The sequence below is a fragment of the Micromonospora trifolii genome (assembly GCF_050516465.1).
Taxonomy (GTDB): Bacteria; Actinomycetota; Actinomycetes; order Mycobacteriales; family Micromonosporaceae; genus Micromonospora; species Micromonospora trifolii.
In genome coordinates, this window is the sequence record NZ_CP191526.1 from 4,632,888 (window position 1) to 4,645,563 (window position 12,676).

Sequence of the window (12,676 nt, forward strand, 5' to 3'; positions counted from 1 at the left end):
GTCAGGGGTGCGAGTGCGAGTGGCCCGACGGGACCTTCATGCCGTTGCCACCCAGCGGGGTGAGCGGTAGCAGCTTCTTGCCGGTGGGGCCGATCTGGATCTCGGTGTCCATGGATGGGCAGACGCCACAGTCGAAGCAGGGCGTCCACCGGCAGTCGTCCTGCTCGAACTCGCTGAACGAGTCCTGCCAGTCCTGCCAGAGCCAGTCCTTGTCCAGGCCCGAGTCGAGGTGGTCCCAGGGCAGGACCTCGAGCTCGTCGCGCTGACGGGTGGTGTACCAGTCGAGGTCCACCCCGAACGCCGGCAGCGTCTCGGCCGCCGCGTCCACCCAGCGCTGGTACGAGAAGTGCTCGCTCCACCCGTCGAACCGGCCGCCGTTCTCCCAGACCTTGCGGATCACCGAGCCGACCCGGCGGTCACCCCTGGAGAGCAGCCCTTCGATGAGCGACGGCTCCCCGTCGTGGTAGCGGTAGCCGATGGCACGGCCCAGCGAACGGTCCGCGTTGATGGCCTGCTTGAGGATCTTGAGCCGGTGATCGATGACCTCCGGACGGTCCATCGCGGCCCACTGGAACGGGGTGTGCGGCTTCGGCACGAACCCGCCGATGGAGACCGTGCAGCGGATGTCCTTGGAGCCGGTCGCGGCCCGGCCGGCCCTGATCACCTCGTGCGCCATCTCGGCGATCTCGAGGACGTCCTCGTCGGTCTCGGTGGGCAGGCCGCACATGAAGTAGAGCTTCACCTGCCGCCAGCCGTTGGTGTACGCGGTGACGACCGTACGGATCAGGTCTTCCTTCGACACCATCTTGTTGATGACCTTGCGGATCCGCTCCGACCCGCCCTCCGGGGCGAAGGTCAGGCCGGTACGCCGCCCGTTGCGGGACAGCTCCTGCGCGAGGTCGATGTTGAAGGCGTCCACCCGGGTCGAGGGCAACGACAGCGAGACGTTCGTGCCCTCGTACTGCTGGGCGAGGCCCGAGCACATGTCGCCGATCTCCGAGTGGTCCGCCGAGGAGAGCGACAGCAGGCCGACCTCGGAGAAGCCGGAGAACTCCAGGCCCTCGCGGACCATCTGCGCGACCGTGGTGATCGACCGCTCCCGCACCGGCCGGGTGATCATCCCGGCCTGGCAGAACCGGCAGCCCCGGGTGCAGCCCCGGAAGATCTCCACCGCGTACCGCTCGTGCACCGTCTCGGCCAGCGGAACGAGGGGCTTCTTCGGGTACGGCCAGGCGTCCAGGTCCATCGTCGTGCGCTTGTGCACCCGGAACGGCACGTCCGCCCGGTTCGGCACGACCCGCTGGATCCGGCCGTCCGGCAGGTAGTCGACGTCGTAGAAGCGCGGCACGTAGACGCTCTCGGTGCGGGCCAGCCGCAGCAGCAGCTCGTCGCGGCCGCCCGGTGAGCCCTCGGCCTTCCACTCCCGGACGATCGCGGTGATCTCCAGGACCGCCTCCTCGCCGTCACCGAGCACCGCGGCGTCGATGAAGTCGGCGATCGGCTCCGGGTTGAACGCGGCGTGCCCGCCGGCCACGATCACCGGGTCGGCGTCGGTGCGGTCGGCGGCCAGCATCGGGATGCCGGCCAGGTCGATCGCGGTGAGCATGTTGGTGTAACCCAGCTCGGTGGAGAAGGAGATGCCGAACACGTCGAACCCGCGCACCGCCCGGTGCGCGTCGACGGTGAACTGCGGCACGCCGTGCGTGCGCATCAGCGTCTCCAGGTCCGGCCAGACCGCGTACGTCCGCTCGGCGAGGGTGTCGGGCAGCTCGTTGAGCACCTCGTAGAGGATCTGCACGCCCTGGTTGGGCAGGCCCACCTCGTAGGCGTCGGGATACATCAGCGCCCAACGCACGGTGGCCGAGTCCCAGTCCTTCGTCACCGCACCCAACTCGCCCCCGACGTACTGGATGGGCTTGGAGATCTGGGGTAGCAGCGGCTCGAGCTGGGACCACACGGAGTTGGTCGCGGCCGCGCGCGGCGTCGTGGACGGGGCACTCATGATGCCCAAGGGTACGCGTTCGTCCGGCGGCGATCGCGCGCACGCCCGATCGGCGGTGGTGGCGGCGCGGTACTAACCTCGGATCGGCGCGAGAGGAGATTGCCGCGATGCCGGAGCCCCAGCCGGGAGCACGGCCGGCCGACGGGAGCACCCCGGGCGCGGAGCCGGAGCGGGACGCGGCGGTCGCCGACGAGCCGACCTCCCCACCCGTACCCCCGGACCAGCCGGACCCCTCGGACCAGCCGGAACCCACGGACCAGCCAGAGTCCCCGGACCAGCCAGAACCCCCGGACGAGCCGGAGCCTGCCGCCACCGCGGAGGTCCCGGCGCCCAGGTGGAGCGGTTCGGCCCCGGTGCCGCCGCCGCTGCCACGTCGGTCCAGCTGGGGCGAGTCGGTCGAGCCGACTCCTCCTCCGCCGGTCTCCTTCGGGCCGCCGGAGCACCAGACGCCGGTCGACCCGTGGGCCGGCGTGGACACCGGCGGCTGGGACCTTCCCTCCGCCGAACTGCCCCCGCTGCCACCGACGATGTCGTATCCGACGCCGCCGGAGACCCGGCAGTGGTCCGGGCCGCCCGCCCCCCCGGCCGGGCCGCACCCGGTGCCGCACCCAGTGCCGCCGCCGGTGCCGCCGCCGGCTGCCCCGAGCGCACCGCGGGCCGTCGGACCCATGGTGCCGGCCCGACCGATGTCGCCACCCGCGCCACCCGCGCCGCCGAAGGTGCCGAAGGTGCCGAAGCAGCGCCGGGGCCGGCGATCCACCGCGCCGCCACCGCCGACGCCGCCGCCCGGTTGGCAGGCCCCCAAGGGGTACGTGCCGGTACCGGTCCGCCGACGACGCCGCTGGCCGTGGCTGCTGCTGCTCACCCTTGCCTGCTGCTGTGGCTGCCCCGCCTACTACGGGTTCCCGATCTCGGCCCAGTACCCGGCGCGCGCGGCACTACCCGTCCAGGTGGACGACCTCAGCCTGCGGCAGGACGGCCGCAGCACGGAGACCGCCAAACAGTTGGAGAGCGAGGTACGCAAGGAGCACTGGCTGGCCGAGGACACGTTCGCCGGTGTCTACGCCACGACGAGCGGCAAGCGGGTGACGGTCTTCGGCGGCACCGGCTTCCGGCTGAGCCCGGAGTCGGACGCGGAGGCCGAGATCAGCCGGCTCACCGAGCGGTACACGCTGGATGCCCCGGAGAGCGTGGACACCGGTGTGCGGGGCAGGCACGAACGGTGCGCGGTGGGTAGCGCCGACGGCAGCGCCGTGGTGGTCTGCACATCGGTCGACCACGGCAGCATCGCCACCGGCGTGTTCACCCGACTCTCCGTCGCCGACAGTGCCGACCTGCTGGCGACCCTGCGCGCCCAGATCGTCCAGCCCGAGCGGGGCTGAGCGGCACGCCGGGCGATCGACCCGTACCGCACGCGCACCGGCGGCAGCAGCCGTGACGCAGCGTCACACCGCGCCAAGACGACAAAGCGCAAGGCGGTATACCTCTGAGTCATATCTATGACTCAGAGGTATACCGCCTTTGAGACTAGGTGCCTCGGCCTGGGTGCCGGGAGCCTGCGGCCGAGGGCCGAGGTCAGGCGTCGCGGGTCGGGTCCGGGTGGGCGCGCGGCGGGGCGTAGCGGGGCACGTACTCCTGGCCGGTGAGCTTCTGGATCTCACTCATCAGCTCGTCGGTCATCTGCCGCAGCGACGTGCGGTCGTCCGGTCGGCCGCTGAAGTCCAGCGGCTTGCCGAATCGAACCGTGATCTTGGCAGTGCCCGGCCGGGGCACCCGGGCACCGATCGGCTGCGCCTTGTCCGTGCCGATCATGCCGACCGGGATGATCGGCACGCCGGCCGAGATCGCCAGCCGGGCCGCGCCGGTACGCCCCCGGTAGAGCTTGCCGTCCGGCGAGCGGGTGCCCTCCGGGTAGACCACCACCAGGTCACCGCCCTTGAGCGCCGGGATCGCCGCGTCGAACGCGGACAGCGCCGCCCGACCACCGGCCCGCTCGACCGGGATCGCGCCCAGGCCGGTGAGGACGAACTTGGAGATCGCACCCTTCACGCCGGTGCCCTTGAAATATTCCGACTTGGCCCAGAACGCCAGGTGCCGGGGCACGACCGTGCCGAGGAACAACTCGTCGGCCACCGAGAGGTGGTTGCCGGCGAAGACCGCGCCACCGATCTCCGGCACGTGTTCCAGCCCCTCCACGGTCGGGCGGAACGCCAACCGCAGCGTGGGCGCCACGGTGAGCTTGCCGATGGTGTAGAGCAGGGGCACTGGTCCTCCGGCAGATCAGGTGCGAACAGGCGGTGTCACGGTAGCGGACGCCTCCACACCTCCCAGACGGAGGTGGTGAGGCGCCCGCACCCTGGCGATGGTCCGTTATACCCGGCGGACGACCACCGTTACCCGCTCACCATCGCCGACCTCGCCAGCGAAGCCCTCCAGGCCCTCAACGGCGGAGCCGTTCTGCCCCTCAACGGCGGAGCCGCCCGGGCCCTCGGCGAAGTCCACCGAGTCGGCCAGCACCTCCGCGGAGACGAAGTCGACGTACGCGGCCACCGCCGCGCGTACCTCGTCGGACGCCGACACCGACACCACGATCCGGTCCGAGACGTCCAGGTCGGCGTCCCGGCGGGCCTGCTGCACGACCCGCACCACGTCGCGGGCCAGCCCCTCGGCGGCCAACTCCGGGGTGACATCGGTGTCCAGCACCACCACGCCCTCGCCGCCGGGCAGCGGCGCGGAGTGCTCGGCGTCGGCGGCGACCAGGCGCAGCTCGTACTCGCCCTCGGCGAGGGTGACGCCGGCGGCCACCGGGGCCCCGTCGACCAGCTCCCACTCGCCCGCCTTGACCGCCTTGATCACCTGCTGCACCTGCTTGCCGACCCGCGGGCCGAGCGCCCGGGGCACCACCGTCAACACCTGCTCGCAGTACGCGGACAGCTCCGCGCTGAACTCCACCGTCTTCACGTTGACCTCGTCGGCGACCAGGTCGGCGAACGGCCGCAGCTGCTCCGCGACCGGCGAGGCCACGGTCAGCTTGGACAGCGGCAGTCGCACCCGCAGCCCCTTGGCCTTGCGCAGCGACAGCGCCGCCGAGGCGACCGCCCGCACGTTGTCCATCGCGGCGACCAGGTCGTGGTCGGCCGGGAACTCGCTCGCCTCCGGCCAGTCGGTCAGGTGCACCGAACGCTCCCCGGTCAGGCCACGCCAGATCTCCTCAGCGGTCAGCGGCGCGAGCGGCGCGACCACCCGGCAGAGGGTCTCCAGCACCGTCGACAGGGTGTCGAAGGCGTTGGCGTCACCGGACCAGAACCGGTCCCGGGACCGGCGCACGTACCAGTTGGTCAGCGCGTCCAGGTAGGACCGGACGGTGGCGCAGGCACCGGAGATGTCGTACGCGTCCATCTGCGCGCCGACCGTGGACACCAGCTCGTTCGTCTTCGCCAGCACGTACCGGTCGAGCAGGTGGGTGGAGTCGGTGCGCCGCCGCGCCTGGTACCCGTCGGCGTTGGCGTAGAGCGTGAAGAAGTACCACACGTTCCACAGCGGCAGCAGCACCTGCCGGACGGCGTCGCGGATGCCCGCCTCGGTGACCGCCATGTCCCCACCACGCAGCACCGGCGAGGACATCAGCATCCAGCGCATCGCGTCCGAGCCGTACGCGTCGAAGACGTGGTAGACGTCGGGGTAGTTGCGCAGGCTCTTGGACATCTTGCGTCCGTCCGAGCCGAGCAGGATGCCGTGGCTGAGGCAGTTGCGGAACGCGGGCCGGTCGAACAGCGCGGTGGCCAGCACGTGCATCGTGTAGAACCAGCCGCGGGTCTGCCCGATGTACTCGACGATGAAGTCACCCGGGTAGTGGTGCTCGAACCAGTCCGCGTTCTCGAACGGGTAGTGCACCTGGGCGAACGGCATCGACCCGGACTCGAACCAGCAGTCCAGCACCTCCGGTACCCGGCGCATCATCGACTGCCCGGTCGGGTCGTCCGGGTTGGGGCGGACCAGGTCGTCCACCGCCGGCCGGTGCAGGTCGGTCAGGCGTACGCCGAAGTCCCGCTCGATGTCGGCCAGCGAGCCGTAGACGTCCAGGCGTGGGTAGTTCGGGTCGTCGGACTTCCACGCCGGGATCGGCGAGCCCCAGAACCGGTTCCGGCTGATCGACCAGTCCCGGGCGTTGGCCAGCCACTTGCCGAACGAGCCGTCCTTGATGTGGCCGGGCGTCCAGTTGATCTCCTGGTTCAGCTCGACCATCCGGTCCCGGAACTGGGTCACCGCGACGAACCACGAGGACACCGCCTTGTAGACCAGCGGGGTGTCACAGCGCCAGCAGTGCGGGTACGAGTGGGTGTAGGTGTCCTGCTTGAGCACCACCCCCCGGTCCTTCAGCTCCCGGATCACCGGCTTGTTGACGTCGAAGACCTGCTCACCCTGGTACGGCGGGACCAGCGCGGTGAACCGGGTGTGGTCGTCGACAGTGACGATGGTGGGGATGCCGGCGGCGTTGCAGACGTTCTGGTCGTCCTCACCGAACGCCGGGGCCAGGTGCACGATCCCGGTGCCGTCCTCGGTGGTGACGAACTCCGCGCCGAGCACCTGGTAGGCGTTCTCTCCGGCCTGCTCGACGAGGAAGTCGAACAGCGGCGTGTAGCGGCGCCCGACCAGGTCCCGGCCGTACACAGTGCCGACCTGCTCGTAGGACTCCAGCTCCTTGGCGTACGCGGCCAGCCGCGCCGCCCCCACCAGGTAGCGGTCGCCGTCGCGTTCGAGCACCGCGTACTCGATGTCGGGCCCGACGGCGAGCGCCAGGTTCGACGGCAGGGTCCACGGCGTGGTGGTCCAGACGCCCAGCTTGACCGGCCCGCGCACCAGCTCCGGCGCGGACTCGTCGGCGGTCAGCTCGAACCACACCGACAGGGTGGGGTCGTGCCGGTCCCGGTAGACGTCGTCCATTCGGGTCTCGGTGTTCGACAGCGGCGTCTCACAACGCCAGCAGTACGCCAGCACCCGGAAGCCCTCGTAGATCAGACCCTTGTCGTGCAGGGTCTTGAAGGCCCACATGACGCTTTCCATGTAGTCCAGGTCGAGGGTCTTGTAGTCGTTGGTGAAGTCGACCCACCGGGCCTGCCGGTTGATGTACCGCTCCCAGTCCTGGGTGAACTCCAGCACCGAGGTGCGGCAGGCCTCGTTGAACCGGTCCACGCCCAGGTCGATGATCTCCGCCTTGCTGGTGATGCCGAGCTGCTTCTCGGCCACCACCTCGGCGGGCAGGCCGTGGCAGTCCCAGCCGAAGCGCCGCTCGACGTGCCGGCCCCGCATCGTCTGGTAGCGCGGCACCACGTCCTTGACGTAGCCGGTGAAGAGGTGACCGTAGTGCGGCAGTCCGTTGGCGAACGGCGGGCCGTCGTAGAAGACGTACTCGTTCTTGCCGTCCGTGCCGGCGGGGCGAGCCTCGATGCTGGCCTCGAAGGTCTTGTCGGCCGTCCAGTGCTCCAGCACCCGGCGCTCGACCGCGGGCAGGTCCGGGCTCGCCGGGACACCGGCGGCGGTCGGGTCGTGCAACGGATAGGCCATCGGGGGTCGCTCTCCTCATGCAGCTCACTCAACGTGGGTCTGCGAGGACGAACCTCCGGGTACGCCTGGAACGGCGCTCCCGGGTGGTCCGCGGTACCACCCCGCTTGGCGGTCACGATCGACCGCCCGCTCATTACCGGCTGTGACGGGCCGCACCCGTCCGGTTCTACTGGGCCGGTTGCCCGGCTGTTCTTCCGGAGGCTCACCGGTGATGGCCGGGTCATCGCCTTACGGTGTTCAACGATACTCGACGCGCCCACCGCCGCGCCTTCGAGTCACGACGAACCCGACCAGGGGCGGGAGAGCCGCCTTGACGGCGTTGTGTGCCGCTCCCCAGAATTCAGCGCGTGGCCACGATAAGTTACGCCGAATACCGTGCGATGCGCCGGTTCCCTGCCCTCGACGGGCTCCGTGCGATCGCCGCGGTGATCGTCGTCGCCTTCCACTTCGGGGGGCCGCGATGGACCTGGCTCTCCGGCTGGGTCGGCGTTCAACTGTTCTTCGTGCTCTCCGGCTTCCTGATCACCACGCTGATGCTGCGCGAGGAGGAGTCGCGGGGCCGGGTGTCGTTGCGCTCCTTCTACGTCCGGCGCATCTTCCGGATCCTGCCGGTCTACCTGGTGGTGCTCGCCGCGACGTACGCCCTCGCGCACCTCAACGGCGCCAGCACGAGGCTCCGCGAATCGATGCCGTACTACCTGCTCATGGTCAACGAGTTCGCGCCGAACCAGGCGTTTCCGCACTCCTGGACGATCGCGATCGAGTGGAAGTTCTACCTGGTGTGGCCGCTGCTCGCCTTCGTGTTCGTCCGCGCCGCGTTTCTGCGTCGGATGGCGGTGACGGTGCTGGCCATCGCCGCCCTGGTCGCGCTGATCCCGTTCGAGAAGGACTGGCCCTACTGGCCGATCCACTACGTGTCGATCCTGGTGGGCTGCCTGCTGGCGGTCGTCCTGCACCACCCCCGGGGGTACGCGCTGTTCCGGCCGTTGACCAGTCCCGTGGCGTCCCTCGCCGTACTCGTCGGGTTCGTCGCCGTACACCTGGCGCTGCCGTACTGGCCGCCCGCCGCGGACGGCCACGCGGAGTCGATGATCGGCGTGTACGCGGTGGCCGTGGCGCTACTGCTCCCCGCCATGCTGGCCCCTGGCCTGCCGACGAAAGTGCTCTCCTGGCGACCGCTGGTGTGGGTGGGCGAACGCTCCTACTCGCTCTACCTGGTGCAGTACCTCGCCATGGCGACGGTGATCGCGCTGGTCCCGTCGTACGCCGGGCACAGCACCCGGTTGTTCGTGGCCACCACCGTGGTCGGCCTGCTCGCCGCCGACCTGCTCTACCGCTGGGTGGAGCAGCCGATGATCGGGGTGGGACGCCGGTTCTCCGGACGGGGAAAGGTGGTCCCCGGCACCCCGACCGCCACACCGAATTCCCCCATCCCCGCCGAGTCCCCCACCCCTGAGCGCTCCGAACTCTCCGAGCGCACGGTGCCCGCCATGCCGGTCCTTACCCCCGGCGGCGACCGCCGCTGATCATGAGGCTGGCCACCCCGTCCGCCTCGGCGGCATGAGCGGGGTCACAGCCCCGGTTGTCACGACCTGGCCCGGCCCAACCGTCGTACCAGCGTCGGACCGATCAGGAGGTAGTCGTGCAACGGATGAACCCGGCCGAGGTCGCGCCGCAGGCGTACAAGGCCGTCATGGGGTTGGAGAAGTACGTCCAGACGAACGTCGACCGCACCGTGCTGGAGCTGGTGAAGCTGCGGGCGTCGATGATCAACGGGTGCGCGTACTGCGTGGACATGCACAGCCGGGACGCGCTCGCCGGCGGCGAGTCGAGCCAGCGACTGTTCGCGGTCGCCACCTGGCGCGAGGCGCCCTTCTTCGACGAGCGGGAGCGGGCCGCGCTGGCCCTCACCGACGCGGTCACCCGGCTCGGCGAGCACGGGGTGCCGGACGAGGTGTGGGATGACGCCGCGAAGGTCTGGTCGGAGAAGGAACTGGCCGACCTCGTCATCGCGATTGCCACAATCAACGTGTGGAATCGGATCGGGGTGACGATGCGGCTGGAGCCTCCAGCCCAGGCGTGACCACCGAGGCGGCAGCGGAGGCGGCCGGTGCGCTCGAGGCGCACCGGCCGATGCTGCTTGGGCTCGCGTACCGCCTGCTCGGCAGCCGGCACGACGCGGAGGACGTGCTCCAGGAGGCGTACCTGCGCTGGCTGGGTGTGGACCGGGCCCGGGTGGAGGAGCCGCGCCGGTACCTGTCCCGGGTGGTCACCCGGTTGGCCCTGGACCGGCTGCGCGCCCGGCAGGCGTCCCGCGAGACGTACGTCGGGACGTGGCTGCCCGAGCCGGTGCCGACCGCGCCCTCGCCGTTCGGGCCGTTGGACCGGGTGGAGCTACGCGACTCGCTCTCCACCGCGTTGCTGCACGTCCTGGAGCGGCTCACCCCGCCGGAGCGGGCGGTCTACGTCCTGCACACGGCCTTCGACCTGCCGTACGCGGAGATCGCCGAGATCCTGGACCGGTCCGTCGCCGACTGCCGGCAGCTGTACCACCGGGCGACCGCTCGGGTACGGCAGGAGCAGCGTCGCTTCACCGCCAGCCGCCCGGAGCGGGAGCGGCTGCTGGACGCGTTCCTCGCCGCCGCCCGCGACGGCGACCTGGCCAGGCTCACCGACCTGGTGGCCGCCGACGCCACAGCGTGGAACGACGGCGGCGGTCGGGTGCGGGCCGCCCTCAACCCGGTCACCGGCGCGGACCGGATCGCCCGGTTCTACGCCGGGGTCTACGGCCCGCGTCACCGAGTGACAATGGATCCGGTCGAGCTCAACGGGGAACCGGCGATGCTGATCACCCGTGCGGACGGCAGTCGGTACACGCTGACCATCGCCGCGGCCGACGGACAGATCACCGGGATCTACGTGGTCGGCAACCCGGCGAAGGTGCCGGCGGTCGGCTGAACCCGTGCCTCGTCGGTCGGCCCGGGGCGGGTGGGCGTCAGCCCAGCTCGGGGAACCAGAGCGCGATCTCGCGCTTGGCGCTGTCCGTCGAGTCGGAGGCGTGCACCAGGTTCTCCCGGTTGGACAGCGACAGGTCACCCCGGATGGTGCCGGCGACGGCCTTGCGTCCGTCGGTGGCGCCGACCAACCCGCGGACCACATCGATGACCTGGTCGCCGGAGAGCACCAGGGCGACCAGCGGGCCGCCGGTCATGAAGTCCTTCAGCGGCGGGTAGAACGCCTTGTCGACGTGCTCGGCGTAGTGCTCGTCGGCGAGCGCGGCGTCCATCGTCCGGTGCGCCATCGCGTCGATCCGCAGCCCCTTGCGCTCGAAGCGGGAGAGGACCTCGCCGACCAGGCCGCGGCGGACCGCGTCGGGCTTGATCAGAACGAGGCTGCGCTCATCCGGGCTGTTGCTGGACACGCTGGGTTCCTCCTGTACGCGCTGAACGCTTGGGATCGGTACGGTCAGCCTAGCGACCCGGTCCCGGCGCCGGCGCGGCGGCCGGTCTTTCCCCCGGTGGCCGATCCGGCCTAGCCTGGCCCTGACCCCCGGGAGGTCCACTGTGGCGAATGGCGGGAACCGACCCATCGCGCCGGTACGCAAGCTGATCGGCACGGTGCTGGGCACCGTGGCCACGTTCGTCGTCCTGTTCGGGCTGGGCATGACCAGTTGGGCCATCGTGGCTCTCGGGGTCGCCCTGCTGGTGCTGGCGATCGCGCTGGCGACCGTACGCGGCGGCGGTCGCACCTGGGTCGTCGGCGTCGGTCATGTGCACAGCGCCTCCGAACCACCAACCCAGTACGCGTTCGGCCGCTGCGAACTGCAACTGGTGATCGACGCCCCTGGTCTGCCACCACGGTCCAAGAAGATCATTGAGCCGAGGGTGCCGGTCTCCAAGTGGCCGTCGCTGGGCCAGACCCTGCCGATCCGGGTCGCGTTGGACGACCAGCGGCACGTCAAGGTCCTCTGGGACGAGGTGCCCACCCACGCCGAGACCGCCGCTGCCGTCGCCGATCTCCCGCCGGAGTTCGCCGACGCGGAGGCGATGGACGATCTGCTGATTCAGCAGGACGCGCCGCCGTGGGCCGACCGGGCACCCGATGACGACTTCCGCGACGACTTCCGCGATCCGGTCGGTGACCCGTTCCGGGACTCGCTCGGTGACCCGCTGCGCACCGACCCTCGGCGCGACGACCCGCGGCATGACGACCTCCGGCGCGACGACCTCCGGCGCGACGACATCCGGCGCGATGACCCGGGCGTCGTGCCCGAGGAGCGCGAGCCCGTGGTGATGCATCAGAGCCCGGGTGGCCCGGTGGTGTTGGAGGGCGTCGTCGTCGAACCGCAGGCCGGTGGGCTGCCCCGACGGGCAACTACTCCCGCGCCGCGCCCGCCCGCCGAGGAGCGCTTCGACGAGCCCGCGGCCGACCGGTTCGACGCGTCGGAGGCGGGCGGCACGACCACCCCACCCGTCGAGGATCCCGCCGACCCGCCCAGTGCGCAGCGCTTCGAGCAGCCCAGCGCGCAGCGCTTCGACCCTCCGCCCGCCCAGCGGTCCGGCCCGGGTTCGGTCGACCCGCTGGACCCACTCGATCTTCCCCTGGACGATCCCTCCCCGGCCGGGGCCGCACGCGCGACGGTGACCGACGAGGAACTGGACCAGGCGATCTTCGGGTTCGACGCCGACTCGGCCGCGGACCCGACCGGGCCGATCAGTGGGGTGGGCCTCACCCTGCTGGTCACCGACCTGCCCCGGTCGCTCGGCTTCTACCGCGACGTGCTCGGCTTCAGCGAGGTCGACCAGGGTGCCCACAACGCCGTCCTCGCCTCCGGGACGACCCGGATCGTCCTGCGCGAGGTGACCGGAGCGGCGCCCATCAGCCGCCGACTCGTGCACGTCAACCTGGAGGTGAACGACATCGAGGCGGCGTACGAGCGGTTGCGCGAGTCGGGCGTCCGCTTCACGTACGCGCCCCGGGTGGTCAACCGCGGCACCAAGCTGGAGGTGTGGGCGGCGGCCTTCCGCGACCCGGACGGCCACGGCGTCGCGCTCACCCAGTGGCGTGAACGCGCCGACGCCTGACCCGGCCCGCCTTCGGACGGCGCCG

At 71.0% G+C, this 12,676-nt stretch carries 9 protein-coding genes; 5 read left to right on the plus strand and 4 right to left on the minus strand.

Features of this window, described 5'->3' with window-relative positions; translation table 11 throughout:
* Nucleotide 1 precedes the first annotated feature (1 nt).
* Complete coding sequence (locus tag ACQRWP_RS21485) at nt 2-2,002, minus strand: TIGR03960 family B12-binding radical SAM protein (RefSeq protein WP_410815351.1); 2,001 nt, start codon at nt 2,000-2,002, stop codon at nt 2-4.
* A 107-nt stretch (nt 2,003-2,109) separates the two neighbouring features.
* Between ACQRWP_RS21485 and ACQRWP_RS21490 the strand changes: the two genes are divergently transcribed.
* Complete coding sequence (locus ACQRWP_RS21490; RefSeq protein ID WP_430497258.1) at nt 2,110-3,384, plus strand: hypothetical protein; 1,275 nt, start codon at nt 2,110-2,112, stop codon at nt 3,382-3,384.
* A 193-nt stretch (nt 3,385-3,577) separates the two neighbouring features.
* Here ACQRWP_RS21490 and ACQRWP_RS21495 read toward each other — a convergent pair whose 3' ends face one another.
* Complete coding sequence (locus ACQRWP_RS21495) at nt 3,578-4,267, minus strand: lysophospholipid acyltransferase family protein (RefSeq protein ID WP_238678458.1); 690 nt, start codon at nt 4,265-4,267, stop codon at nt 3,578-3,580.
* Between the two features lie 105 nt (nt 4,268-4,372).
* Nucleotides 4,373-7,567 carry an isoleucine--tRNA ligase gene (ileS, locus tag ACQRWP_RS21500; protein WP_430497260.1) on the minus strand — a complete coding sequence of 1,065 codons (3,195 nt, stop codon included), beginning with the start codon at nt 7,565-7,567 and terminating at the stop codon, nt 4,373-4,375.
* Nucleotides 7,568-7,914: 347 nt separating this feature from the next.
* On the opposite strand from ileS, the gene ACQRWP_RS21505 reads away from it, so the two are divergent.
* The 3 genes from ACQRWP_RS21505 to sigJ all read left to right on the plus strand — a co-directional run bounded on the left by ACQRWP_RS21505 (nt 7,915) and on the right by sigJ (nt 10,525).
* Nucleotides 7,915-9,093, plus strand: coding sequence for an acyltransferase family protein (locus ACQRWP_RS21505; protein WP_430497262.1), 1,179 nt, complete (start codon nt 7,915-7,917; stop codon nt 9,091-9,093).
* A gap of 125 nt (nt 9,094-9,218) precedes the next feature.
* Nucleotides 9,219-9,650, plus strand: coding sequence for a carboxymuconolactone decarboxylase family protein (locus ACQRWP_RS21510; protein ID WP_430503247.1), 432 nt, complete (start codon nt 9,219-9,221; stop codon nt 9,648-9,650).
* Nucleotides 9,647-10,525, plus strand: a complete 879-nt coding sequence (gene sigJ / locus ACQRWP_RS21515; RefSeq protein WP_430497264.1) for an RNA polymerase sigma factor SigJ — start codon at nt 9,647-9,649, stop codon at nt 10,523-10,525. Before ACQRWP_RS21510 ends, sigJ begins: the two co-directional genes overlap by 4 nt.
* A gap of 37 nt (nt 10,526-10,562) precedes the next feature.
* Here sigJ and ndk read toward each other — a convergent pair whose 3' ends face one another.
* Complete coding sequence (gene ndk / locus ACQRWP_RS21520) at nt 10,563-10,988, minus strand: nucleoside-diphosphate kinase (RefSeq protein ID WP_141910817.1); 426 nt, start codon at nt 10,986-10,988, stop codon at nt 10,563-10,565.
* 142 nt (nt 10,989-11,130) lie between these two features.
* Here ndk and ACQRWP_RS21525 point away from each other — a divergent pair, with 142 nt between their 5' ends.
* On the plus strand, nt 11,131-12,651 hold the full coding sequence (locus ACQRWP_RS21525; protein WP_430497267.1) for a VOC family protein: 1,521 nt from the start codon (nt 11,131-11,133) through the stop codon (nt 12,649-12,651).
* Nucleotides 12,652-12,676 lie beyond the last annotated feature (25 nt).

Bases quoted from the DNA above. Each gene is read 5' to 3' on its own strand.
- ACQRWP_RS21485 (WP_410815351.1), bottom strand. From the start codon at position 2,002: ATGAGTGCCCCGTCCACGACGCCGCGCGCGGCCGCGACCAACTCCGTG.
- ACQRWP_RS21490 (WP_430497258.1), top strand. From the start codon at position 2,110: ATGCCGGAGCCCCAGCCGGGAGCACGGCCGGCCGACGGGAGCACCCCG.
- ileS (WP_430497260.1), bottom strand. From the start codon at position 7,567: ATGGCCTATCCGTTGCACGACCCGACCGCCGCCGGTGTCCCGGCGAGC.
- ACQRWP_RS21510 (WP_430503247.1), top strand. From the start codon at position 9,219: ATGAACCCGGCCGAGGTCGCGCCGCAGGCGTACAAGGCCGTCATGGGG.